The sequence below is a fragment of the Streptococcus parasanguinis genome (assembly GCF_031582885.1).
Taxonomy (GTDB): domain Bacteria; phylum Bacillota; class Bacilli; order Lactobacillales; family Streptococcaceae; genus Streptococcus; species Streptococcus parasanguinis_M.
The window spans coordinates 1,956,641-1,982,003 of record NZ_CP133988.1 but is presented as its reverse complement, the minus strand read 5'-3'; the positions used below and the strand labels follow the sequence as shown (position 1 = coordinate 1,982,003).

Genomic DNA, 25,363 nt, shown 5'->3' with positions numbered 1-25,363 from the left:
AGATGAAGTTTGTATTTGATTTAGATGGAACCCTGTCATTCGATGGTGTCACAATCGATGATGAAATCAAACAGGTCTTATTGAGAGCAGAAGAATTTGGCCATGAAGTTGCCTTTGCTTCTGCACGTTCTTACCGGGACTGCTTGGGTCTTTTAGGGGACCCATTGAGTCAGCAACTCGTGATTGGTTTAAATGGTGGATTGGCCTATCGTCAGGGGCAATTGGTATATGAGGACCAATTGGACAAGGATGTGTATCGGGAAGTCCTTGGCTTTTGCCGCCATTACAATCTACCATTTTTTGTGGATGATACCTTTGATTATAGCGGACAGATTTTGGAAAAGATTCCTTTTGTTGCTAATGTAGATCCCCTCAAGAAAGCTCAGTATCGTTCATTAGAGGAGCTGACAGATCCGATTAAGGTCGTGATCTATATGGGTGGCCATGAGGAGCTCGTGGATGAGATCATCGAGCGGATCGAAAAGACAGATAAGGCCCATATCCGCTATCATGCGCATGAAAAATGCATCTATCTCAATCCAGCAGACACGCATAAAGCGACAACCGTAGAAGAACTCTGTGGAGAGAATTTCGTGGCTTTTGGCAATGATCAAAATGATATCGAGCTCTTTGAAAAAGCTCTTTATGCAGTTCAGATTGGTGATTTTCCAGCCCTTCAGCCTTATGCGGATGATCAATTAGTAGCCAAACAAAATCAGCCACAAGCTGTGGCTGCTAAGATCTTGCAAGTCTTCGCAGAATTCAGAGGAAAATAAAAGATGGAGGGGGAGTCGTGGCTTCTCCTTTTTCGCTAGAAATGAGGAAGGTATGAGAAGAGTTCAGAAAGAAGAGATCCAGCGTGTCATTGTGAAGCGAGAGGCAAGATCTTATAAGGGCGATTTTGGTCGCCTGCTCTTGATTGGGGGGACTTACCCCTATGGGGGAGCTATTATTATGGCGGCGCTTGCTGCGGTTCATAGTGGTGCGGGGCTGGTTACTGTCGCAACAGATCCTGATAATCTGACAGCTCTTCATAGCCATCTTCCTGAGGCCATGAGCTTTGATTTGGCAGATCACGAACTCCTTTGTGAGCAGCTCCAAAAAGCTAGCGTGATTCTCGTAGGACCGGGCTTAAATGAAGCAAGAGAAAACCAAGCAATCTTGCACATGATTTTTGAACAAGTCTCTAGCCAGCAGGTCTTGATCTTAGATGGAGGAGCTATTAGTCTTTTTGCAGCCTCTCAGTTTGACCTGCCAGAGGCTCAGTTGGTCTTTACCCCCCATCAAAAAGAATGGGAAAAACTGTCAGGGCTTGATCTAGCAAGCCAGACAGAAGGCAAGAGTCGAAGAGCAGTGCAGAACTTTCCTCAAGGGACTGTCATTGTAGAAAAAGGGCCACACACCCGCATTTGGACAAGTGGGCAAGATGAGGGCTATCAGCTAGATGTTGGTGGTCCCTATCAAGCAACAGGGGGTATGGGAGATACCTTGGCAGGGATGATCGCAGGATTTGCGGGTCAATTTCCACAGGTCAGTCTCTATGAGCGCGTGGTGGTTGCGACCTATCTCCATTCAGCCATTGCAGAAGACTTGAGCAAGGAGGCTTATGTGGTTCTACCCACGACCATTAGCCAAGAAATCCCCAAATGGATGAAGAAGTGGAGTGACCAAGACCAGGTTGCCAGCACTGAAAATAGAAAATAGGTAAAAAAGATGAAGGAAAGCATTCGAAAAGCAAATCAGTATATCGATGAAAACAGGGAGAAGGTTGACCAGCAATATAGAGGAGCATTTCATTTGTTACCTCCTATCGGCTGGATGAACGATCCAAATGGCTTTGTTTATTTCCGTGGGGAATACCATTTGTTTTACCAATTCTATCCCTATGATAGTGTTTGGGGTCCCATGCATTGGGGGCATGCCAAATCAAAAGATCTTCTCCATTGGGAAGAACTGCCAGTAGCTTTAGCACCAAGCGAAAGCTATGATAAGGATGGCTGCTTCTCTGGTTCTGCTATTGTAAAAGATGACAAGCTCTATTTGCTGTATACGGGTCATGTAGACGATGAGGAAAATCGCGAGGAGACTCAGTGTCTTGCGGTTTCGACAGACGGCATTACCTTTGAAAAGTTGCCTACTAATCCAGTGATCCATGCTCAACATATTGAGGGGATCGCAGATATTGCAGATTTTCGTGATCCTAAAGTATTTGAATATCAAGGAAGCTATTATGCTGTCGTTGCTTCTAAGACACCAGACGAAAGAGGTCAAATTCTCCTATTTGCATCAAGTAATCTAGTAGATTGGGACTTTACATCGGTTCTTTTAGAAGGTGAAAAAGGGCAAGGGATTATGTGGGAGTGTCCTGATTTCTTCCCTTTAGATGGCAAATGGGTCTTGATTCTGTCTCCCATTGAAATGGAAAGGCAGCAAGAAAAATACTGGAATTTAAATTCGACGGTTGCCTTTATCGGTGACATGAATTGGGAAACAGGGCGCTTTCATGTCGATTTCTATGATGAAATGGATGGCGGTTTGGATTTCTATGCCCCTCAAACTTGTCAAGGACCAAAGGGCGAACGATACATGGTTGCCTGGATGCAAATGTGGCACCGGTCTATCCCCAGTCATGATTTAGCTCATGGGTGGGCAGGTAGTATGACTCTTCCAAGAAAATTGTCCTTGAAAGACGGACGATTGGTTCAGGAGTTACCTGAGTCAGTGAACGAACACTTTCTTGTAGACCATGCGTCAGAAACCATTGTTAAGGGCAATCAGATCACGATCCCAGCTAGAGGGAAACAAACCTTGTTTGAACTAGATGCTAAACCGGGTTGCTCCTTTATCCTAGGTTATGGTGATGAAACAGATCCTGATAGTGTCTTGCAATTGATTTACGACGCCTCTCAAAAACGCTTTAGCTTAAGTCGAGACCAATTTGGACACCCCATTTCAGGAAAAGAAAATCCAGCATTTCAATCGAGATGGATTCAGTTGGATGCTGAAAAGGATCATCATTTTTCGATCATTCGCGATACCAACTCCATCGAAGTATTCGTGGATGGTAAAACTCTCTCCATGACCTTTTATGAAACGACTGAGAATCCCGTCTATACTCTCACGGCAGATGAAGGGGTCGATTGGGTCGTAAAAACCTATCAAAAATAGGATACAAAAGCCTCCTAAAGAATAAAGAGAGTGGGACAGAAATCGGTAATTCGTTAGAATTCGATTTCGTCGTCCCACCTCCGCACAGTTGAGTAGGGCTGTAAAAGCTGATGAAATCAGCGTAGTAGAGCCCACTCAACCACTGCGTCTTGCTCGACAATCCAAAAATAATTGAGAGGCTAGGACTTTTGTCCCAGCCTCTTTTGTTGTATCCTAAATAGGATTTGTGTTCATCGAAGAAAATTTGGGAATTGGTCTCATGACCGATCTGACTCTCTTTCCTGAATATCCAAATCTTGTCAAAATTCCGCTGGTTGAAGAGGAAAAAACAGTCTTTTATATTAGTTATACCTATCCAAATGAAGGGGAACCCCAAGCACTTCTTAGCTCCTTTATTGAACGGTTAGAGAAGTGTGAAAAATAAGGAAGCTGGTTTAAAATAGACCAGTAGAAAGTGTCTTGAATAAAATGAGGCTTGTAGAGAAAGGAAATTCATGATTTCGCTTTGTCTGCCAGCCTTTTTTGGTGTTTTTTGATATAATTAAACTTGATCATATTCTGCAGAAAGGAGTTCCTATGTCCAACTATTTATCCGTATCAAGTTTGACCAAATATTTGAAATTAAAATTTGATAAGGATCCCTATTTGGAAAGGGTTTATCTGACAGGGCAGGTCTCCAATTTCCGAAAACGTCCCAACCATCAATATTTTTCATTAAAAGATGAAAAAGCGGTCATTCAGGCGACGGTCTGGGCTGGGGTTTATCGAAGCTTTGGTTTTGAGCTAGAAGAAGGCATGAAGATCAACGTCATCGGTCGCGTTCAGCTCTATGAGCCAAGCGGGAGTTATTCCATTGTCATTGAAAAGGCTGAACCAGATGGGGTAGGGGCCTTGGCCATCCAATTTGAGCAACTCAAGAAAAAGTTGACCGAAGAAGGGCTCTTTCAGGATCGGTGGAAGCAAGCTCTGCCACAATTTCCAAGAAAGATCGGGGTCATCACCAGTCAAAGTGGGGCCGTGATTCGCGATATTATCACAACGGTGAGCCGACGCTTCCCTGGTGTAGAGATTGTGCTCTACCCGACCAAGGTTCAGGGTGAAGGCGCATCTAGTGAGGTGGTTGCTAATATTCAAAGAGCCAACCAACGGGATGATTTGGATGTCTTGATTATCGGTCGTGGGGGTGGTTCGATTGAAGACCTCTGGGCCTTTAATGAAGAGCCGGTGGTGCGAGCCATCTTTGAATCGCGGATTCCGATTATCTCCAGTGTTGGACATGAGACAGATACGACTCTAGCCGATTTTGTAGCAGACCGACGAGCTGCTACTCCGACAGCCGCTGCTGAATTGGCCACTCCAGTAACTAAATTGGATCTCTTGTCGCATTTACAAAAGCAGGAGAATCGGATGGCAACAGCCATGTCCAATCGTTTGGCCTATAATCGTGAACGTTTGGCCAAATTAAGTCAATCGGTTATTTTTAGACAGCCCGAGAGACTCTATGATGGCTACCTGCAAAAGATTGACCAGTTGCAATTGCGATTGAAACAAGGGATGCGCGAAGTTTATGGACAAGGGGACAATCAGCTGCAAGGTCTGCGTCATCGTCTAGAGGCTATGTCTCCTTTGCATCGTATCGAACGTTATCAAGACCGTGTCTTCCAAGATAGGAGACTCTTAACCAGCCGGATGGAACAAGTCCTAAAAGAGCAAAAGATCAAGGTGCAAGGCTTATCAGAAGCCCTCTTGATGCTCGATACTAGTCGGATTATTGCGCGTGGCTATGCCATGGTCAAGCAAGACGATCAAGTCTTGGATTCGGTTGCGAAAGTAAAAGAAGGAGACCCGCTGTCCCTCATCATGAGAGATGGCCAGTTAGAAGTAGAGGTAAAACATGTCGAAAGAAAAGAAATTTGAAGAAAATTTAGCAGATTTGGAAGCTATCGTCCAAAAATTGGAGAGTGGTGATGTGGCTTTAGAAGAAGCTATTACAGAATTCCAAAAAGGAATGAAGTTGTCAAAAGAATTGCAAGATACCTTGGATCAAGCAGAGAAAACCTTGGTCAAGGTCATGCAAGCAGATGGTACTGAAGCGGATCTAGCATGAGACAAGAAGAAAAACGAAATAGAGTAGAGCAAGCAGTTCGCTCTTTTTATGAGGAGAAAGCCGTTGCCCCCCATTTAGTGGAGTCGGTCCTGTATTCGATCCAGGCAGGTGGAAAACGCCTGCGCCCCTTGCTCCTTTTAGAATTGTTAGAGGCCTTTGGACTGGAATTGACAGAGCCTCACTTTCAAGTGGCAGGGGCTTTAGAGATGATCCATACAGGAAGCCTTATTCACGATGATCTGCCTGCCATGGACAATGACGATTACCGTCGGGGGCAATTGACCAATCATAAGAAATTCGGAGAAGACCTGGCGATTTTAGCAGGGGATGCGCTTTTTCTCGATCCCTTTGGAATGATAGCTGCAAGTGCCCTTCCTGATGCGGTCAAGGTCTCTTTGATTTTTGAATTGTCAGATGCTTCCGGTAGTCGTGGAATGGTAGCTGGCCAAGTCCTTGATATGGAAGGGGAGCACAAACAGCTCACACTAGCAGAGTTGCAGACCATCCATGCCAATAAGACAGGACGTCTCCTTGCCTATCCTTTCATCGCAGCAGGTTTGATTTTAGAGTTGCAAGCAGACATAGGTCAGCTCTTAGAAAAAATCGGGAAAAAATTAGGCCTGGCTTTTCAAGTGCGGGATGATATTTTGGATTTGGTCGCTGATTTTGAAGTTTTGGGAAAGACCCCTCAAAAGGACTTAGTAGCAGAAAAATCGACCTATCCAGCCTTGTTGGGATTGGAAGAATCAAAAGCTTTGCTGACAAGAGAATTAGATGCTTGCGAGGACTTGTTGGATCAGATTACAGCTGCTTGCGACTTTGATCCGCAAGCGATCAAGAAATTAATAGAAGGATTACGAATAGATGGCTAAGGAAAGAGTGGATGTATTAGCCTATAAACAAGGCCTATTTGATACCCGCGAACAAGCCAAAAGAGGGGTGATGGCAGGTCTTGTCGTTGCCGTTATCAATGGTGAGCGCTTCGATAAACCGGGTGAAAAAATCGATGAAGCAACCGAGTTGAAATTAAAGGGCGAAAAGCTCAAATATGTCAGCCGGGGCGGTCTTAAATTAGAAAAAGCCCTGAACCAATTTGGTTTATCTGTAGAGGGTAAAATTGCGATTGATATTGGAGCTTCTACAGGTGGCTTTACCGATGTCATGCTGCAAAATGGAGCCAGCCAGGTCTTTTCGGTGGATGTCGGGACCAATCAGTTGGCCTGGAAATTGCGCAATGATCCTCGGGTGGTCTCGATGGAGCAGTTCAATTTCCGCTATGCCGAGCCAGATGATTTTGAAGCGACACCGAGCTTTGCGAGCATCGATGTCAGCTTTATTTCCTTGGACTTGATTCTGCCAGCTCTTCACCGGATTTTGGCAGATAATGGACAAGTCGTGGCCTTGGTCAAACCTCAGTTTGAGGCAGGACGCGAACAGATCGGGAAAAATGGGATCATTAAGGATCCTAAGATTCATTTCGCCGTTCTTGAAAAGGTCGCTGCTTTTGTAGGGACACATGGCTTTGCGGTAATGGGAGTAGATTATTCCCCTATCCAAGGAGGCCATGGCAACATCGAATTTTTGATGTATCTAGAAAAAAAAGAAGAGAAAACAAAGCCAACGACAGAGCAGCTGGAGGCTGTTGTGGAGCGGGCACACAAGGAATTTAAACATGAAGAGTAAGAATATTAGATTAGAAAAAATTCGCCGCTTCATTCGCGATCATGAAGTGGGGACCCAAGAAGAGATCGTCGAACATTTGAAAGAAGAAGGCATCTCAGCAACCCAAGCGACAGTATCACGGGATATCAAAGAATTGGGCATCGTAAAACGCCCTCTCAAAGACATGACCTATGTCTATGAATTGCCACGTAAGCACCACCAAGGGATCGGGATGATCGAAAGCAATATCTTGTCTCATCGTCGCATGGGAGAATATGTCAATTTCACCATGGTTCCAGGGACGGCTCCTCTAGTCAAACGTCGCTTGCGGGAGATTTATAAGGAGCATATCTTTAGTATTGTTGCAGATGATGATACGATCTTACTGATCGCCTATTCAGCTCCAGAAGCAGAGAATATCCTCAAATCAATCTTTGGGTGGTAAGAGCCTATGCTATTAGAAATTTCGATTAAGAACTTTGCTATTATCGAAGAGATTTCCTTAAATTTTGAAAAGGGAATGACGGTACTGACAGGGGAAACAGGTGCAGGGAAATCCATCATTATCGATGCCATGAACATGATGCTGGGAAGCCGCGCAACGACGGATGTCATCCGACACGGAGCCCCAAAAGCGGAAATCGAAGGGCTCTTTACCGTTGAGAGCAATCGCCACTTGACGGCTCTCTTTGAAGAGCAAGGACTAGAGTGGACCGATGAATTGATCATTCGCCGAGAGATCCTGCAAAATGGACGAAGTGTCAGCCGGATCAATGGTCAAATGGTGAATTTGTCTGTCTTAAAGGCAGTCGGCCAACATTTGGTGGATATCCATGGCCAGCATGATCAGGAAGAACTCATGCGGCCCCAATTGCATATCGCCATGCTGGATGAATTTGGGGATGCAGCCTTTTTCCAAACCAAAGACGCTTATCGTCAAACCTTTGAAGATTACAAACGTCTGCGCAAACAAGTAGTGGAACTTCAGCGCAACCAGCAGGAAAACAAGGCCCGTATTGAGATGTTGGAGTTTCAAATCGCAGAGATTGAGGCAGCTGCCTTGGAAGTGGATGAGGACCTGCGTCTGGAGCAAGAACGCCAACGCCTGCTCAATCATAAGATGATTGCAGATACCCTAACCAATGCCTATACCATGCTGGATGCAGAAGAATTTTCGAGCCTCTCCAATGTTCGCTCAGCCATGAATGATCTGGAAAATATTGAAGAATATGATCCCAGCTACAAAGAGCTCTCAAGCCAGTTATCGGAAACCTTCTATGCCCTTGAGGATATTACCAAGCGCTTAGAAGATGTGGTCGATGGTCTGGAGTTTGATGGCAATCGCCTCATGCAGGTGGAATCTCGTTTGGATTTGATCCACTCCATCACGCGCAAGTATGGTGGCCAAGTCAAGGACGTATTGGAATACCTGGCGCAAATCACCAAAGAATATAGCCTTCTCACCGGAAGTAATCTCTCGTCTGAGGACTTGGAAAAAGAACTCAAACGTCTAGAAAAGAGTTTGGTCACCTTGGCTCAAGATTTGAGTGATCAACGGCATGACCTAGCTCAAGATTTGGAAAATGAAATCCAGCAAGAATTGGCAGATCTCTACATGGACAAGGCGCGTTTTCAAGTGCGTTTTAGCAAGGCTAAGTTTAATCGTGAGGGAAATGAAGCTGTCGAATTTTACATTTCGACCAACCCAGGTGAGGACTTTAAACCCCTTGTCAAGGTTGCATCCGGCGGAGAATTGTCACGCTTGATGTTGGCCATTAAATCTGCTTTTTCTCGAAAAGAAGGAAAGACCAGTATCGTCTTTGACGAGGTAGATACAGGGGTCTCTGGGCGCGTAGCTCAAGCCATTGCAGCGAAAATTCATAAGATTGGTCAAAATGGCCAAGTGCTTGCTATTTCTCACCTGCCTCAAGTCATCGCTGCAGCAGATTATCAATTCTATATTGAGAAAATCAGTGATGAACACTCAACTGTATCTACTGTTCGTTTGCTCAATAGAGAAGAACGAATCGAAGAAATTGCCAAGATGCTGGCAGGAGAGGATCTAACGGAAGCTGCCCGTCAACAAGCAGAGCAACTTCTCAAGCGTTAAGAGAAAGAAGGTTTGAAACAATGTCAAGATACTTTGTAGTCGGAGATATTCACGGAAAAGCACAAATGCTAGAAGAGCTCATGACAGAGTGGGATGGAAAAGCCCAATTGGTCTTTTTAGGGGATTTGATAGATCGAGGCGAAAACAGCAAACGATCGATTGAAATCGTAAAAGACTACGTAGACCATCACGGAGCTGTTTGCCTTTCCGGAAATCACGAGTACATGTTTTTAGCCTGGTTGGACAATCCAGAAGAGCGTTATGACCACTACCGAAGAAATGGTGGCGATACGACCATCAACTCTCTGTTAGGCCGGCCACTCGATGCTCCTGTAGATGGCATTGCGGATGCGCAAGCAGTAGAAAATGCCGTTCCTGACTTGGTAGCCTTTATCCGCAGTTTGCCTTTTGACTACGAGACAGAGACCTATTATTTTGTCCACGCTGGTGTGGATCTAACCCTTGAAAATTGGCGGGAAACCAGTGATTACCAAAAAGTCTGGATCCGAAAACCATTCCATGAAGCGGAGAATCATACAGGCAAATGGATCGTCTTTGGCCATACACCAGTATATGGACTGCTCAATGAGCCAGTCGGTACCGAAAATCTTTGGATTTCAGATCAAAAAATGGGCGTCGATGGGGGCGCTGTCTTTGGAGGAGTCCTCCATGGATTGCTCTTGGATGATCAAGGTATTGTCCAAGACCATGTCCTTCACAATACAGGTTTTTCTGCCGCAGACGACTGAGGAAGCAGGAATGGATATCTTTCACTGCAAAACCCCGTGTTTTTTGATATAATGAAAGCAGAACATTCTTAGGAAGAGTATAGAAATATATGGCAAATATTAAAATAGTTACAGACTCATCTATTACAATTGAGCCTGAAGTGGTTGAAGAATATGGCATCACCATTGTGCCACTTTCTGTTATGGTGGATGGAGTCCTTTATTCCGACAGTGAGTTGGGCGAAGGGGACTTCTTGCGCTTAATGCAGTCTAGCAAAAATCTTCCAAAGACCAGCCAACCACCCGTTGGAGTCTTTGCGGAGGTGTATGAAAAGTTAGCAGCAGACGGAGCTCATATCGTTTCAATTCATATGTCTCATGCCTTGTCAGGAACCGTAGAGGCGGCTCGCCAAGGGGCAACCTTGTCAGGAGCAGATGTTACTGTGATTGATAGTGGCTTTACAGACCAAGCCATGAAGTTCCAGGTGGTTGAGGCAGCCAAGTTGGCCAAAGACGGAGCTGATTTAGACACTGTCTTGGCTCGCATCGAAGAAGTCAAAGAAAAGACAGAGTTGTATATCGGTGTTTCTACCTTGGAAAATCTGGTTAAAGGTGGGCGCATTGGCCGTGTTACAGGACTTTTGAGCTCCCTTCTCAATATCCGTGTCGTGATGCAAATGAAGGACCATCAGTTAGAACCAATCGTCAAAGGGCGCGGTAACAAGACCTTTAAGAAATGGTTGAATGAATTGGTAGAGAATCTTTCCCATAGTAAGGTGGCTGAGATCGGGATTTCTTACGCAGGGGCACCAGAGTGGGCCAATGAAATGAAGGCTCAGTTGCAATCGTTCGTTGAAAATGCTATCCCAGTTCTCGAAACTGGATCGATTATTCAAACCCATACAGGTGAGAATGCATTTGCAGTTTTGGTGCGCTACGAATAAGCTGAATAAATGTTTGAAAAAACAGGTTTAGTACTTGACCTAAAGGCTTTTTTTAGATATTATAGTACTGTTAAGGCGTAAAGCCTAAAAAAAATTGGAGGATTTGTTAAATGGCTAACAAACAAGATTTGATCGCAAAAGTGGCAGAAGCTACAGAATTGACTAAGAAAGATTCAGCAGCAGCTGTTGATGCTGTATTCGCAGCAGTTTCAGAATACCTTTCAAAAGGTGAAAAAGTTCAATTGATCGGTTTCGGTAACTTCGAAGTTCGTGAACGTGCAGCTCGTAAAGGTCGCAACCCACAAACTGGTAAAGAAATCAAAATCGCAGCTTCTAAAGTTCCAGCATTCAAAGCTGGTAAAGCTCTTAAAGAAGCAGTTAAATAATTGCATTTTGAAAAGCCATCCTAGATTTCTAGGATGGTTTTTTTGTTGGACAGCTCTATAGGATAAGGGTATAATAGGAAAAAAGAAGGAGAGAGAAAAGACCATGCGATTCATTTTAGGCCTCTTTGCCTTGTTGTTTATCCGACCTATTTTGTATCTATTGAAAGGGCTGTGGTTCGTACTGGAATTTTGCTTTATGATCCTCGTGGTCAAAATGATCCTAGGAACCGTGCGCTGGATGACCAGTTGGATCGGTTGAGAGAAGATTAGACTCGCTCTTCCATTTTCAGGCTTGTGAATCAATGTCCACTGGACAAAAACTCGCTTTTCCATTTTTTTTAATTAAAAGCATTCTAAATAGTGATTTATTTTGAAACATGATATAATAAAGGTAACGAATCGATTAAATCATATTGGAAAGGGGGAATCATAGTGAACGCATTGCATCGTCATGAAGAAGAGCGCGTGGAAGAAGTCTTGCAAAATTTGCGTGCCAAGGGCATTCGGATTACCGATACCCGCAGAGCAGTTCTTTCCTATTTAGTGGCGAGTCATGAACATCCAAGCGCTGAGAAGATCTATCGCGATTTATTGCCTCAGTTTCCAAGCATGAGTCTAGCAACTGTCTACAACAATATCAAGGTTTTAATTGATGAGGGGGTTGTTTCTGAGATCAAGGTTCGCAATGATACCACGACCTATTTTGATTTCATGGGGCATGACCATTTGAATGTGGTATGTGAAAAATGTGGTCGTATCGCAGATGTGGACATTGAAGTCCCAGATCTTCGCGAAGAAGCAGCCAGTCAAAGTGGCTACCAGATCACCAAGACCCAGATGACGGTCTATAGCATTTGCCCCGACTGTCAGAAAAATTAATGTGAGAGAAAGCAGAGCCGTCAGGCTCTTTTTTGTATGGTAAAGCCACACTAGGATAGCGAGAGAAAAATAGGGAAAATCATGATATAATATACTTTCACGATCAAACAAAAGGAGAACGAGATGAAGAAGCTAGAGAATTTTTCTTGGAAAATGTGGCAGGTCTATGCCTTAGCAGCAGTGACCATTTTTATGATTGGTGCTATATGGTCTTTCTTTTTCTTGAAAACGGCCCCTCATATAGTTGGATAGAGTAACAATGTTTGTGAGATAAGGACTTATAGAAAGATTTAAAAAATGAAGATAAAGAGTGAAAAACTAAAAAGTTTACTGGTCATTGTTGGTTTTTTTATCCTTTTAACTATTTGTTTTTATAAAAATTTAGAATCAAATATCAAGGAAATCTACAAGAATAATCATTATTCAGGAGAGGTTCGGATCACGGGCCTTTCGCTTACAAGTGAATCAAAACTAGTGATTAGTGCTAATTATACCTATTCTGAAAGGATTAATGGGAAAGTCGTCTCTATTCCATTGAAGAAACAAATGATGTTAGAACAAGTCATTTTGCCATATTATCCACCTGTAGCTAAAGAAAGACGTTTTGGATTGCTTGGTGATTCAATAGGAATGTATAGTGAGCCTCCTAGCACGTATGTACCCATTCTTGAAAAAGCCCTAGAATTGAATCCTGAGAGAAAAAAGGTGGAGCAGGAATTAAAGAAAAAAATAGATCAAAATTCTATCTTAAAAGGATCGAAGGTTGAATTAAAACTTGGTATTTCAAGTAATATTAACTATACTGGCGGGATACATTGGCTTGAAGATTACGAGAAACAATCAGCGAAGAGTGGACGGACTGTTCTTGGAGGATGGTATGGTTTTCCGGTAAAAGAAGCTTTAGATCATGATGTCATCTATGTTCAAGTGACATTACCTAAAGGTGTGAAAAGGGATCATATCCGTTTTAAGGATGAATTACAAGCGATTGTAAAAAAATCGAATTTACCAAATGGTCTTTATGTCTTAGGGACTATGACAGATTCGGATTTTGATATGGTCGATATTGAAGACAGAGTGATTAAGGAAAGGGGTTAAAGATGTCAGAAACAAAACAAGAAAGTAATCTTAGTTTAATCTGGGAGCTTGTATTGTATATTATTCTAATTTTTTCAATTGTTGGGCTTCCATTTTTGAATGGTCATTATTATTCGTATTCTGATACTTCACAGGTTTTTCTATTTCGGAAAAACAACTCAGTATTTTGGGGGCAAGAATTTAAAGGTGTGGTGAATTCTTACTTTATTATTTCTTTCATACTATTAATTCTTTTACCTGTTATAGCCTATTTTATTCATGATTCTTTTGAAAAAAAGGGGTATCCATTTTTGGCTAGCCTGCAGTCGTTTTTGATTTACTTATCTTGTAGTGTAATTTTGATATATGCTGCATTTTCATTAACGATTCAAAAAGTTTATTATAACTTGGGAACTGGATACTATTTTTGTCTGCTAGTATATATAGTCCATATTTATAGTGATTTAAAAGATTTAAGAAAAATGATTGAACAACGAAATTGTTCGACTGAAAAGAATCAAGTAGAAGAATAAGCTGTATTAACGTAAGAATAAACATTCCTCAATTTCAAACTAGAGCCGTCAGGCTCTTTTTTGTGAGAAATTGCACTTTTCTATGGTCGCCACTAGATTTTTCACTGAAAATCTAGTAGAATAGAATAGATAAACGGGGGAAACCTCGGAGAATAAAAAGGAGATCCATCTAATGGTAAAATTGGTTTTTGCTCGCCACGGTGAGTCTGAATGGAACAAAGCTAACCTTTTCACTGGTTGGGCTGATGTTGATTTGTCTGAAAAAGGTACACAACAAGCGATCGACGCTGGTAAATTGATCAAAGAAGCTGGTATCGAATTTGACCAAGCTTATACTTCAGTATTGAAACGTGCGATCAAAACTACTAACTTGGCTCTTGAAGCTTCTGACCAATTGTGGGTTCCAGTTGAAAAATCATGGCGCTTGAACGAACGTCACTACGGTGGTTTGACTGGTAAAAACAAAGCTGAAGCTGCTGAACAATTTGGTGATGAACAAGTTCACATCTGGCGTCGTTCTTACGATGTATTGCCTCCTGCAATGGACCGTGATGATGAACACTCAGCACACACTGACCGTCGTTACGCTTCACTTGACGATTCAGTGATTCCAGATGCTGAAAACTTGAAAGTTACTTTGGAACGTGCTCTTCCATTCTGGGAAGATAAAATCGCTCCAGCTCTTAAAGACGGTAAAAACGTATTCGTAGGAGCACACGGTAACTCAATCCGTGCCCTTGTTAAACACATCAAACACTTGTCAGACGACGAAATCATGGATGTGGAAATCCCTAACTTCCCACCATTGGTATTCGAATTTGACGAAAAATTGAACGTTGTAAAAGAATACTATCTTGGAAAATAAAAATATCCAGTGGATATTTTTATCCCGAGCCTAGAAATGCCAAAGCGAGGCAAATCTAACGGGATTCGTTATCAATAATAGAGGAGGCTGGGACAAAAGTCCTAGCCTCTTAATTGTTTTTGGATTGTCTAGCAAGACGCAGTGGTTGAGTGGGCTCTACTACGCTGATTTCATCAGCTTTTATAGCCCTACTCAACTGTGCGGAGGTGGGACGACGAAATCGAATTCTAACGAATTACCGATTTCTGTCCCACTCTCTTTTTGCTTGTCTTCCTTAGATCCTAGCTGGTTTTGGGTTTTCAGGGTCTCCTAAAAATGTTATAATAGAGTGTTACTAAATTGGGTTCCATTAGCCCTGAAAGGAAAAGAAAATGACAAAATCATTCTACATCACAACTCCTATCTATTACCCATCAGGTAAATTGCATATTGGTTCAGCTTATACAACGATCGCCTGTGACGTCTTGGCGCGTTACAAACGCATGATGAACTACGATGTTTTCTACCTGACTGGTCTCGATGAGCATGGTCAAAAGATCCAGCAAAAAGCAGAAGAAGCTGGGATTACGCCGCAAGCTTATGTAGATGGGATGGCCGTTGGAGTGAAAGAACTCTGGCAATTACTCGATATCTCATACGATAAATTCATCCGTACGACAGACGATTACCATGAAAAAGTAGTAGCCCAAGTCTTTGAACGCTTGCTGGCGCAAGATGACATCTACCTGGGTGAATACTCTGGCTGGTACTCAGTCTCTGATGAAGAGTTCTTTACAGAAAGCCAATTGGCTGAGGTTTACCGTGATGAGAATGGCAAGGTCATCGGTGGGGTAGCCCCATCAGGCCACGAAGTAGAATGGGTTTCCGAAGAATCTTACTTCCTTCGCCTCAGCAAATACCAAGACCGCTTGGTTGAATTTTTCAAATCCCAACCGGATTTCATCACGCCAGATGGCCGTCTCAATGAAATGTTGAAAAACTTCATCGAGCCAGGCTTGGAAGATTTGGCAGTATCTCGAACTACCTTTACCTGGGGAGTTCCAGTTCCATCTAATCCCAAACACGTGGTCTATGTATGGATCGACGCCCTTCTCAACTATGTGACGGCTCTTGGTTACGGTCAAGAAGATCATGAAAACTTTGATAAATTCTGGAACGGAACTGTCTTCCACATGGTTGGAAAAGACATCCTTCGTTTCCACTCGATCTACTGGCCAATCCTTCTTATGATGTTGGATATCAAATTGCCAGAACGCTTGATTGCCCATGGTTGGTTTGTCATGAAAGACGGCAAGATGTCTAAGTCTAAAGGAAATGTCATCTACCCAGAAATGTTGGTGGAACGCTTCGGCTTGGATCCACTTCGTTACTACCTCATGCGCAGTTTGCCAGTTGGTTCTGATGGGACTTTCACACCAGAAGACTACGTGGCCCGCATCAACTATGAATTGGCCAATGACCTTGGAAACCTCCTTAACCGGACGGTAGCCATGATCAATAAATACTATGGTGGTCAAGTTCCTGCCTATGTCGAAAACGTCACAGCGTTTGATGCTGATTTGGCTAAAGTAGTTGAAGAAAACATCGCTGAATACCACAAGCAAATGAACGCGGTTGATTACCCACGTGCTTTGGAAGCCGTATGGAACATCATCTCTCGGACTAACAAGTACATCGATGAGACAGCGCCTTGGGTCCTCGCTAAAGAAGACGGTGACAAGGATCAATTGGCAGCAGTGATGGCTCACTTGGCAGCTAGCCTTCGTGTCGTGGCTCATTTGATCCAACCATTCATGATGAACACCTCAAATGCCATCATGGAACAACTTGGCTTGGGCTTGGACTTCGATCTTGAAAACTTGACCCTAGCAGGCTTCCCTGAAAATGTCACAGTGGTTGCCAAAGGAACTCCAATCTTCCCACGTCTCGACATGGAAGAAGAAATTGCCTACATCCAATCGCAAATGACTGCTGGAAAACCACAAGAAAAAGAATGGATTCCAGAAGAAGTGGAACTCAAGTCTGAAAAAGACGAGATCAAATTTGAAGACTTTGACAAGGTTGAAATCCGTGTAGCAGAAGTCAAAGAAGTGGAACGCGTCGAAGGATCAGACAAACTGCTTCGCTTCCGCCTAGATGCAGGAGATGGCGAAGACCGTCAAATCCTCTCAGGTATCGCTCAATTCTATCCAAATGAACAAGAATTGGTCGGCAAGAAACTCCAAATCGTGGCCAACCTCAAACCACGTAAGATGATGAAGAAATATGTCAGCCAAGGCATGATTCTTTCCGCGGAACACGGAGATCAATTAACAGTCTTAACAGTTGATCCATCTGTACCAAATGGAAGCATCATCGGCTAAACGATAGACAAAGAAAAAATCATCTAAAAAACTTTCCTTAGGTGAGTACGGACGTCAGCGAACTTCGAAGAAGTTCCATGACTTAGTTTTGGACCCTAGGTTCCAAAACTCCCGAGTGCTAGAAACACAATTGTTTCTAGCATTTTTCTCACGGCGGAAAGTTTCAGTAGATGATTGAATAATTCTAACGAATAAATTTTTTGATTTTTATAAAATTAATTTGATTTGTAAGGAAGAACAAATTGTCTACGCTCTCAAGCACTCCCGCGGGAGTGCTTTTGTTGTATTGATATGGTTCCTATCATTGAGTTTTACAAGGATGGTAGATGAGTCCTATTAGCAATGGATGTTAACGGAGACTTCCGCAGTGAGAAAAGAGTCTGAAACGGTATCATTTCAGACTCTCGGGAGATTTGAGACAGTAGGCTCAAATATTAGGTATGGAATCCCAAAGGGATTCGCTACCGTCCGTCCTCACCCAAGGAAGGTCTCAAATTATATTTTCCTATTCATCCGGCCGGTATTCTAGGATATCTCCTGGCTGGCAGTCGAGTTCTTTGCAGATGGCTTCAAGGGTGGTGAAGCGGATGGCTTTGGCCTTGCCGGTTTTGAGGATGGAGAGGTTGGCTGTGGTGATGCCGATTTTGTCGGCTAGCTCGTTGGATTTCATCTTTCGCTTGGCTAGCATGACATCTAGATTGACGATAATCATGGCAACCTCCTTAAATGGTTAGCTCATTTTCTTCGGCAATCTCAATACCTCTCTCTAAAATCTTGCCAGAGACCCAGACGATTGGAACGGCAAGGAGAAGCCCTGTGTTAAAGGTAAATTGGAAAGTGAAGGGAAGGAGATAAGCATTTCCACTGGTTTCAAGTGTGCCAGACATAAAGGACAAGACCAAGAGAATCTTCCAAGCTCGGTTGCAAAGATCAATGTTAGAGTGAGAAAAGATCTTTTCTTGGTAGAGATTTTGGAGGAAGCTGCGAATGGTGATGAGAAGGTAAATATAGATAGCGCTTGAGGCTAGTGGGAAGAGCAGCTGCCAGAGAGGTTGCGGATGTTTGGGGAAGAGTTGGATGCCATTCACATCAAAGGACAAGCGTCCAGTTTGAATGAGATCTTTAAACACTCCCATCCGTGAAAGCAGGTGGACGACCAGTGCAGCCACAGTCATAAAGCCACAGAAGTAAATGAAAGCCGTCAAGACTTCAATGACATTTTTTAAGGTTTTTGAGTTTTTCATCGCAAGCCTCCTTGAAGTTTATTTATTTTTCACTTATAGTATACTCTTTATAAAAAAATAGTCAATAAAAAAGTATCGAAAAACGATAAAAAAATAATGATAAACAAAATATAATTTTTGAGAAACAGGTATTCTCTGCTCAAACTAGTCAGTTCAAGCCTGGAAAACCACTACATAGAGGGGAATTTTACTATACTTTCGATTTAGGGTATACTAGTGTAAAGATCTTATTCCATGGAGGTAGTAAAATGAATCTTAAGTGGAAGAAAAAATACCTGGTACCGATTCTGGGGCTGGTCGGAGCAGCTGTTCTGATCGGTGGAGTCTATCTCTACTCTAGTTCCAACATCCAACCAGACCATCAAAAGGAATTTAAGCAGACCAGCAAGAAGGTCACCAAGCCAAAGGAAAAAGCCATTGACTTGAGTGGTGACTATGTCTCTAATGAACGGGATGAAGCCAAAATCGAGAAAAAGGGCAAGGCCTGGAAGATCGATTACCAAACGGCTGACGGCAAGGTATCCGCTGAATTTAGTACGGATTGGAAGGTCGAAGGGTCTAACAAAGTTTCGACAGGCAAGATGAAAAAGTCCGATGGCAATACAGACTTTACAGTCACTGTTCGTGTCTTCAAATACAAGACAGATAAGAAGCCTTTGATCACGGTCACCATGTCTGATAAAAATCCCTACCACGAGATGGTCTTTGCCAATCGAGAGGATTTTTTCAAATCGACAGATCCAAATGATGTCGTCCTTGATGGCAATCTCTCACCGTTTGAAGGTGCTTATTCCAATGATACCTATGAAAAGGAAATCGCCGATTCCGGTTTTAAACTTTATGGCTATACTCCAGAAGAATATTACCAAAACAAGACCAATGCCTTTCCAAGTATTGTAAATGGGGAGACTGGCTGGACTTTCTGGAGTGGAGGCACTCGGGCAAGTTACTTGTTCAATAAAGAAAAAGAGCCCAAGAAGCGAAAAGGCTATTATGAAGTTTATTTCACAGGGGCAAATGGGACTGCGATCCAAGGGCAAGAGCAAACCTTGTACTTAATCCCAGCGGGTGTGACAGGTCCTGATGGAGTAGCTTCCCAAGAACGTCGGATTCTCTTTGGTGACGTGGCCTACCGTGATTACCATCTAGAGTGGTGGAAAGCCTACCCGCAACCGAAAAAAGAGAAAGACTTGGATATTGCGGCCATTAACGGAGGCGACTTCTCAAGCTTAGCTGGAACTTGGCGCAATGGCAAGGGAGCTGAAATCGTCATCCAAGCAGACGGAAAAGTCAAGGGCCAAGGCAGCCTCAAGGCTGTTGCGGACTCGGATAAGAAGAGCAAGATCCCTTATGTTGAGATGAAGATGGGTGAGACCGGTGCTGCGATTGGACTGCTGAAAATCGGTTTCCAAAATCCAGATGGAGACCAGTCTGATACCAGCAAGCCACGTCTAGTGGTCACTCAATCTGCAGGCAACTATCCGGCTGATCAATATTTTTACCGTCAATAAAAAGTTTGAGACATGTTTGTCTCAAGCTTTTTTTACTGCAAGGAAGGCTTGTGGAATCTAGGCAACTGTTAGTCTCTAACATTAAAAGGGAAAAAATGTAAAAAAAGCTTGACAAAGCAAATGATTCGCAGTATGATTAACTAGTTAATTAACTGATTAATAAACTAGTTAACAAAAATGAAAAAGAGGTGAAGGATGAATAGGAGAAGAATGAAGGTTCTGGGACTCTTGTTTCTCGGTTTCTTTCTGCTGACAGCTTGTGGAAGTCAAGGAAATGCGGGCAAGCCCCCTTCTAAAAAAGGTCTTAAAATTGTCACGAGTTTTTATCCTATCTATGCCCTGGTCAAGGAAATCTCTGGCGATCAAAATGACATCTGGATGGTTCAGTCAGGTGCAGGGATCCATGATTATGAACCCTCCACCAAGGAAGTGGCCCAGATCTATGATGCGGATGTATTTGTCTATCATTCTCAGACCCTGGAATCTTGGGCCGGCCGCTTAGATCCTAACCTACAAGGTTCCAAGTTGCGAGTGATCGAAGGCAGCCAAGGAATGACCCTTGATAAGGTGGCTGGATTAGAGGATGTCGAAGCTGGTCAGGGAAAAGAAGCAAAGCACTTGTATGATCCGCATACTTGGTTGGATCCTGTAAAAATCGCAGAGGAAGGAAAGATCATCGCCCAACGTTTGGGAGAGATCGATCCAAAGAACAAGGAACTCTATCAGGCCAATGCTCAAAAGCTTGAAAAGTGCTGTGAGGAACTGGTAGCCCGCTACCAGCCTCTCTTTGACAAGGCCAAGCAAAAGACTTTTGTGACCCAACATACAGCCTTTTCTTATCTGGCCAAACGCTTTGGTCTCAAGCAGTTAGGGATTGCAGGGATTTCCCCAGAGCAAGAACCGACCGCTCGGCAATTGGCCGAGATCCAGCAGTTTGTCAAAGACTACAAGGTGAAAACGATCTTTGTGGAAAAGCACACGTCGTCAAAAGTGGCAGATAGTATCGCTAAGGCAACAGGGGCACGTGTCAAGGTCTTGGATCCACTGGAAGCCGATCCACAAAACGATAAGGATCTATTAGAAAATTTAGAAGAAAATATGGCGACTTTAGCCAAGGAATTAGAGGAGTAAATCAAGAATGAAGAAAAAGGGAACGATTGGAATTGTAGCGACCTTGGGGCTAGGACTCTGTGCCTATGCGCTCAGTCAGCAACCACAAGTCAAGGAAGAGAAAAAGAATCAGATTCAGTATTTGCAAGCGGACAAGAAATCGTCATCGTCTGCCTCCAGTAAAAAGGAAGACAGCATCGAAGCGGTCAATGCCAAGGAAAAGACCCAGGCAGAGCAGATTGTCATCAAGATTACAGATGAAGGCTTTGTCACTTCTCATGGGAATCATTTTCATTACTACAGCGGCAAGGTCCCATTTGATGCCGTCTTTAGTGAAGAGTTGATTTTGCGGGATCCAACTTATCAGCTGCAAGAAGCAGATATCGTGAGCAAGGTCAAGGATGGCTATATCATCAAACGCGCTGGGAAATACTATCTCTACTTAAAGGATGCCCAACATACAGTTAATGTGCGCTCGATCGAAGAGATCGCCCAACAGCAAAAAGGGGGGGCTAAAGAAGAAGGGGAAACGGGATCGGTGCAAGCGAGCTCCTCGCATAAGGCAGGCAAGACCCGTGACTTCCGTCAACCGAGTCAAGCGCTGAAAGAAGGTAAGACTCTTGAGATGCTGACGGCTAAAAACCATACAGGTGGTGGCTACCGTACGGACGATGGTTATGTCTTTAGCCCTGGAGATGTCATTTCAGATACAGGGGACGGCTTTATTGTGCCCCATGGCGGCCATTTCCATTATATTCCAAAGAGTGCCTTATCTGCTGGAGAGTTAGCAGCAGCCCTCTCCGTCTTAGGTGGTCAAGCTGGCCATCAGGCAGGAAGTTCACACCTAGCTGGAGCAAGTACAGAGCAAGGAACTCCGGATCAAGCCTCTCCAAGTCTTGGGAAGCAAGCGAGCAACCAGCCGTCATCCAGTCCAAGCAATACACAGACAACCCCAACGACTTCTAAACCAGCTACTTCCAAACCAAGTCCGACCCTGACCAACTTGATCGAAGAATTGCAGAAAGCCCCGTTGTCTTCTCGTCATGTGGAGTCTGATGGTTCTGTATTTGATCCAAGCAAGATTACCAAGTGGACCGATCAAGGGATTGTCTACCCTCATGGGGATCATTTCCACTTTATCCCTTACAGCTCTCTATCTCCTTTAGAGCGTGAGTTGGCGCGGCAATTCCAATTGCTTCGTGCTCAAGGAACTGGTAGTTCAACAGAAGGAAGTCCAAGCTTGCCTTCAAATCCAAGCACAAGACCAGTTGATCCTAATCATGAGCATGGAAATAGTCATGATCACGAAGAGGAGCACGATTACGGCTTCCACGCTGACAAGGTCATCAGCAAGGACGAGGAAGGATATATGGTCGCTCATGGCAACCATGCCCATTATTTCTATAAAAAGGACCTTTCTCCTCAAGAGATTGCAGCAGCAGAGGCAACTCTAGCTGGTAAGAAAGAAGAGGACAAGGGTCAGCCCCTGACAGATGACGTTGCCAGCTATTCTCGTGATGCCTCAGATGAGGAAAAGATCCAGTACATCAGCAAGACCTACGGTGTCCCTCGTGAGGCCATTAAGATTTCCAATGGTTTCTTTGTCTTTAACAATCCAGACCAAGAATACGATCCGACCCACATCCATCCTTATGCTGTTCGTAAGGAACATGTCCGGATCCCACTTGAAACTGGCAATCCTGAACTAGACTTTATCAATGAACTCTATGCAACAGCGCTTCGTTCGGGGATTTCTCCTTATAGCCTCCAGATTGAAAATGGTCAGTTTGTCATCCCGCATGGCGATCACAACCACTACATCAAGGTGCGTTCAGCAGGGCTAGCAGACTACTTAGCCCACCGTCTTCCAACCATTCAATCTCCTTACAAAAAAGGAGACTTGGACAAGAAAGTCGTAGAGGATAGGGTTAACCAGCTCTTAGCAGAAAGCCGCAGCCTCTATGCTTCTGATCCATTGCAACAAAGACGGATTGAGCTCATCTTGGGCCACTTCTTGGAAAATGTCAAGAGTTTCCCAAGTAACTCAACAGAGGGCTATCTGGCAAGTCTCAAACAGGTTGATGCGCAGTACATTCATGCGACTCAAGCGGTCAAGCCAAAAGAAGAGACAGCCTTGGACCGTCGTTACCAAGAATTGCTGGAACAAGTGCGCTTACTAGATACCGAAGCCTTCCAATTGAAGAAGGAAGAGTTGGTCTCTCAACTGCAGGAAGCCTATGCTGCCAAGGACAGTAAGCGTCTAGAACAGGAAGGGAAGCTATTAGAAGCTGTTCAGGAGATGCAAGATCGGACAGGTGTGACATCGGTCGACTACCTCAAGTATTTCTACCAAAGCTTGAGCGATGCGCGCTTGACACCAGAACTCCGCACCAAGGCGGCAGATCTAGTCTTGAAGCTCTACCGGGCTCAAGCCTTTGAAGAAGCTTGGGATTCCAAGTCTCACTTTATGGAGCTCTACCAAACTAAGCAAGCTATTGACCAGCTTTTCTCCCAAGATAAAGGCCAAACCTATCCTATTGAAAAAACAGTTTTGGATCAAAAAGGAAGTCAAACCCCATCCTACAACGTAGCGGTTTATGATTTCCTCAAAGGCTTGTATGGAGAGTTGGATAAGGCAACAGAAGCCCGTCAACAGAACAAGATTTTGACAGCTCTCTTAGAGCAAATCCAGTCGCTCTTGCCACAAGTCGAAGACCAAGGCAAACGACCGGCTTTTGAAGCAGGCTTGGCTCAACTTGGAAAAGAATCTGATCCAGACAAGGCTATTTCAAGTGGGGAAGCACTTCTACGCGAAATCAGTGATACCATTGAAAAGCAAAAACAAAAGCAAACCGAAGAACCTCAAATTGGGGATGTCGCTCTTTATCAACAGCTCTATAATCAATTGATGGCCCTGCACCAACAATTGCAGGACAAGGGAGCTAGTGATGCGGTATTTGATCGCTTAGAAGCTCTCTTTGACCAATTGGCTAATCCAAAGAGTGATAAATCAGCCTTACTACAGGCCATCCAAGCCTTCCAGGCAGAATTAGCTGCAGCCCCATCTGCAAGCGAAGCGAGCAAATCAGCTTCCACAGCTGAAACGCCTGTCGCTACAGAAACTCCGGTGGAAAAAGAAGCAGCAGCTTCAGAAGGAAGCAAGCCTGCCACAACTGAGACAGAAACAGAGCCTGCAAGCGCAGCTGTAACAGAAGCAAGCACACCAGATGCTCCATCTCCTCAGAACCAATAGAAAATAGAAAAGAGAGTGGGACAGAAATCGGTAATTCGTTAGAATTCGATTTCGTCGTCCCACCTCCGCACAGTTGAGTAGGGCTGTCAAAGCTGATGAAATCAGCGTAGTAGAGTCCACTCAACCACTGCGTCTTGCTCGACAATCCAAAAATAATTGAGAGGCTAGGACTTTTGTCCCAGCCTCATTTTGCGTTCTAGTGAATAGAAGAGGTCAGTTGTTGAGCCTCACTCCTTGTGCTCGAGGAGCAGTGGCGAGGAAAGCTCGACTGCTTTTTTTCGCTTGAAAAATGTGGCCATTTGAACCAGGATGCGGGGAACGGTCTGCCATTTTTTCCAGGCTTGAAAGCGGGTATCGATGAGCTGCTTGGCTAAGCGTTCTAGCATCTCCCGCTCGGTTGGATCCAAATCCTGGGCATTTTGGAGGATTTCCTTGGCCTTAGCTAGCTGTTTGAGATCGGTAAGGTCATTGATGGAAGTGATACCGGCATCCAGAAAAATGCCAAAAAAGGTGTCAAAAAACTTCTTGCGCTCCTCTGCCGATGTTTCGCGAACCCATTGCTTCAAGGTGAGATCTGTCTGCTGGCTATCGGGGCTGGTTTCAGAAACGGTCACAAAGCTGTAGTCCTTGATTTCCCAAGTAAAGGCATCGTGCTGGGCAAAACCACCAAAGGCGTGACTTTTGACAATGGTCGTCGGTTCTGGCACTTCCAACATCATGCCAACGATGGATCCCTGAGGGACAAAGCGACGAATGTTTGGAGACGTGCGCTGGTAGCCTTCGGTTTCGATAATGGCCTTGTTGAGGCCAGGAGCATCGTAGCTGTAGATCGCGTCGACCCGTTCAAATAAGGAATCCGGCAGGTAAGTGCAGGCATAGGTCGCAAGGTTGCCACCTTTGGAGTGACCAGCCACCAAGAAGCGCCCTTTAGGAAATTCTTTCATGACATGTTGCAGGTAGCTGGCTGCGCGCTTTTGAGCTGGAACATGGTCCATATAGGTCATGTGGAAGTCTTCCTTCCAGCCGATCAAGGTGTCATCCGTCCCTCTGAAAACGACCAAATACGCATCCAGACTAAGCCGATAGGTCATGGCCGCAAACTGTTTTTGCACATCGGGATCGTATTCATCGACATAGTTGAGGAGTTTGATGTTCTTAAAGCGCTTTGAAGTAGCCAACTCATCGACTAATTGCAGGTGCTGGTTACTCACGATAAAATCGGTAGTCCGATCGATCAGTTCCATCGCATCAGATAGGCGCACTGGAATTCCTGTTGTATCTCCTTGAGGCACAATGTGTCCAAAGGGCAGATAGGTCAGCTCTGTCAATGCGAGGACATCCAGTTCCTTGAAGGGGCGGTCATATATGGAATCGTAAGTCACTTCTTTTAGGTAATCAAAAATCGTCGACATCTGTGCCTCCC

At 44.1% G+C, this 25,363-nt stretch carries 25 protein-coding genes and 1 pseudogene; 23 read left to right on the top strand and 3 right to left on the bottom strand.

What is annotated here, in order from left to right; genetic code table 11:
* The first annotated feature begins 2 nt into the window (after positions 1 to 2).
* From RDV49_RS09560 to metG, 20 genes are all read left to right on the top strand, one after another.
* Positions 3 to 776 (top strand): HAD-IIB family hydrolase, encoded by a 774-nt coding sequence (locus RDV49_RS09560; RefSeq protein ID WP_003005996.1) that lies wholly within the window; start codon positions 3 to 5, stop codon positions 774 to 776.
* A 52-nt stretch (positions 777 to 828) separates the two neighbouring features.
* Positions 829 to 1,704, top strand: a complete 876-nt coding sequence (locus tag RDV49_RS09555) for an NAD(P)H-hydrate dehydratase (RefSeq protein WP_003005999.1) — start codon at positions 829 to 831, stop codon at positions 1,702 to 1,704.
* Between the two features lie 9 nt (positions 1,705 to 1,713).
* Complete coding sequence (locus tag RDV49_RS09550; RefSeq protein ID WP_310744353.1) at positions 1,714 to 3,168, top strand: glycoside hydrolase family 32 protein; 1,455 nt, start codon at positions 1,714 to 1,716, stop codon at positions 3,166 to 3,168.
* A gap of 226 nt (positions 3,169 to 3,394) precedes the next feature.
* Positions 3,395 to 3,592 (top strand): type 2 periplasmic-binding domain-containing protein, encoded by a 198-nt coding sequence (locus tag RDV49_RS09545; protein WP_003006007.1) that lies wholly within the window; start codon positions 3,395 to 3,397, stop codon positions 3,590 to 3,592.
* Positions 3,593 to 3,744: 152 nt separating this feature from the next.
* Complete coding sequence (xseA, locus tag RDV49_RS09540) at positions 3,745 to 5,085, top strand: exodeoxyribonuclease VII large subunit (RefSeq protein WP_037607791.1); 1,341 nt, start codon at positions 3,745 to 3,747, stop codon at positions 5,083 to 5,085.
* On the top strand, positions 5,063 to 5,275 hold the full coding sequence (locus RDV49_RS09535) for an exodeoxyribonuclease VII small subunit (RefSeq protein ID WP_003006013.1): 213 nt from the start codon (positions 5,063 to 5,065) through the stop codon (positions 5,273 to 5,275). Before xseA ends, RDV49_RS09535 begins: the two co-directional genes overlap by 23 nt.
* Positions 5,272 to 6,147 (top strand): polyprenyl synthetase family protein, encoded by an 876-nt coding sequence (locus tag RDV49_RS09530; RefSeq protein WP_003006016.1) that lies wholly within the window; start codon positions 5,272 to 5,274, stop codon positions 6,145 to 6,147. Before RDV49_RS09535 ends, RDV49_RS09530 begins: the two co-directional genes overlap by 4 nt.
* The gene (locus tag RDV49_RS09525; protein ID WP_310744352.1) at positions 6,140 to 6,958 is read left to right on the top strand and encodes a TlyA family RNA methyltransferase; all 819 of its coding nucleotides are present in this window, start codon (positions 6,140 to 6,142) and stop codon (positions 6,956 to 6,958) included. The genes RDV49_RS09530 and RDV49_RS09525 overlap by 8 nt, the downstream gene beginning before the upstream one ends.
* Complete coding sequence (locus RDV49_RS09520) at positions 6,948 to 7,382, top strand: arginine repressor (protein ID WP_003006022.1); 435 nt, start codon at positions 6,948 to 6,950, stop codon at positions 7,380 to 7,382. Before RDV49_RS09525 ends, RDV49_RS09520 begins: the two co-directional genes overlap by 11 nt.
* A gap of 6 nt (positions 7,383 to 7,388) precedes the next feature.
* Positions 7,389 to 9,047: a DNA repair protein RecN gene (gene recN / locus RDV49_RS09515; RefSeq protein WP_003006025.1), complete on the top strand. Its 1,659-nt coding sequence runs from the start codon at positions 7,389 to 7,391 to the stop codon at positions 9,045 to 9,047.
* A gap of 20 nt (positions 9,048 to 9,067) precedes the next feature.
* Positions 9,068 to 9,796, top strand: coding sequence for a metallophosphoesterase (locus RDV49_RS09510; RefSeq protein WP_003006030.1), 729 nt, complete (start codon positions 9,068 to 9,070; stop codon positions 9,794 to 9,796).
* A gap of 89 nt (positions 9,797 to 9,885) precedes the next feature.
* Positions 9,886 to 10,719 (top strand): fatty acid kinase binding subunit FakB, encoded by an 834-nt coding sequence (gene fakB, locus RDV49_RS09505; RefSeq protein ID WP_003006035.1) that lies wholly within the window; start codon positions 9,886 to 9,888, stop codon positions 10,717 to 10,719.
* 110 nt (positions 10,720 to 10,829) lie between these two features.
* Positions 10,830 to 11,105 carry a non-specific DNA-binding protein Hbs gene (gene hbs, locus RDV49_RS09500; RefSeq protein ID WP_003006038.1) on the top strand — a complete coding sequence of 92 codons (276 nt, stop codon included), beginning with the start codon at positions 10,830 to 10,832 and terminating at the stop codon, positions 11,103 to 11,105.
* A 103-nt stretch (positions 11,106 to 11,208) separates the two neighbouring features.
* Positions 11,209 to 11,364 carry a hypothetical protein gene (locus RDV49_RS09495; protein ID WP_004219735.1) on the top strand — a complete coding sequence of 52 codons (156 nt, stop codon included), beginning with the start codon at positions 11,209 to 11,211 and terminating at the stop codon, positions 11,362 to 11,364.
* Positions 11,365 to 11,537: 173 nt separating this feature from the next.
* Complete coding sequence (locus RDV49_RS09490) at positions 11,538 to 11,984, top strand: Fur family transcriptional regulator (RefSeq protein ID WP_310744351.1); 447 nt, start codon at positions 11,538 to 11,540, stop codon at positions 11,982 to 11,984.
* A 123-nt stretch (positions 11,985 to 12,107) separates the two neighbouring features.
* Positions 12,108 to 12,236 carry a hypothetical protein gene (locus tag RDV49_RS09485; protein WP_003006046.1) on the top strand — a complete coding sequence of 43 codons (129 nt, stop codon included), beginning with the start codon at positions 12,108 to 12,110 and terminating at the stop codon, positions 12,234 to 12,236.
* Positions 12,237 to 12,281: 45 nt separating this feature from the next.
* Positions 12,282 to 13,082, top strand: coding sequence for a hypothetical protein (locus RDV49_RS09480; RefSeq protein WP_310744350.1), 801 nt, complete (start codon positions 12,282 to 12,284; stop codon positions 13,080 to 13,082).
* Positions 13,083 to 13,084: 2 nt separating this feature from the next.
* Entirely contained in the window at positions 13,085 to 13,594 is a 510-nt protein-coding gene (locus RDV49_RS09475) for a hypothetical protein (protein WP_003006055.1), read from the top strand.
* A 172-nt stretch (positions 13,595 to 13,766) separates the two neighbouring features.
* A complete protein-coding gene (locus tag RDV49_RS09470) occupies positions 13,767 to 14,459 on the top strand; it encodes a phosphoglycerate mutase (RefSeq protein WP_003006059.1) in 693 nt (230 codons plus the stop codon).
* Between the two features lie 371 nt (positions 14,460 to 14,830).
* Positions 14,831 to 16,822 carry a methionine--tRNA ligase gene (gene metG / locus RDV49_RS09465; RefSeq protein ID WP_003006062.1) on the top strand — a complete coding sequence of 664 codons (1,992 nt, stop codon included), beginning with the start codon at positions 14,831 to 14,833 and terminating at the stop codon, positions 16,820 to 16,822.
* Positions 16,823 to 17,327: 505 nt separating this feature from the next.
* On the opposite strand, the gene RDV49_RS09460 is transcribed toward metG, so the two are convergent.
* Both RDV49_RS09460 and RDV49_RS09455 read right to left on the bottom strand, forming a co-directional pair.
* A complete protein-coding gene (locus RDV49_RS09460) occupies positions 17,328 to 17,534 on the bottom strand; it encodes a helix-turn-helix domain-containing protein (protein ID WP_003006064.1) in 207 nt (68 codons plus the stop codon).
* A gap of 10 nt (positions 17,535 to 17,544) precedes the next feature.
* Entirely contained in the window at positions 17,545 to 18,066 is a 522-nt protein-coding gene (locus RDV49_RS09455; RefSeq protein WP_003006066.1) for a DUF2975 domain-containing protein, read from the bottom strand.
* 248 nt (positions 18,067 to 18,314) lie between these two features.
* Here RDV49_RS09455 and RDV49_RS09450 point away from each other — a divergent pair, with 248 nt between their 5' ends.
* The 3 genes and pseudogenes from RDV49_RS09450 to RDV49_RS09440 form a co-directional block, all read left to right on the top strand.
* Positions 18,315 to 19,577, top strand: coding sequence for a DUF6287 domain-containing protein (locus tag RDV49_RS09450; RefSeq protein ID WP_003006069.1), 1,263 nt, complete (start codon positions 18,315 to 18,317; stop codon positions 19,575 to 19,577).
* A 195-nt stretch (positions 19,578 to 19,772) separates the two neighbouring features.
* Positions 19,773 to 20,708, top strand: coding sequence for a metal ABC transporter solute-binding protein, Zn/Mn family (locus tag RDV49_RS09445; RefSeq protein WP_155106213.1), 936 nt, complete (start codon positions 19,773 to 19,775; stop codon positions 20,706 to 20,708).
* A 7-nt stretch (positions 20,709 to 20,715) separates the two neighbouring features.
* Positions 20,716 to 22,857 (top strand): annotated as a pseudogene (locus RDV49_RS09440) (pneumococcal-type histidine triad protein); the annotation flags it as partial.
* 1,310 nt (positions 22,858 to 24,167) lie between these two features.
* Here the strand turns inward: RDV49_RS09440 and RDV49_RS09435 are convergent.
* A complete protein-coding gene (locus tag RDV49_RS09435; protein WP_003006077.1) occupies positions 24,168 to 25,352 on the bottom strand; it encodes a DUF2974 domain-containing protein in 1,185 nt (394 codons plus the stop codon).
* Between the last annotated feature and the right edge of the window lie 11 nt (positions 25,353 to 25,363).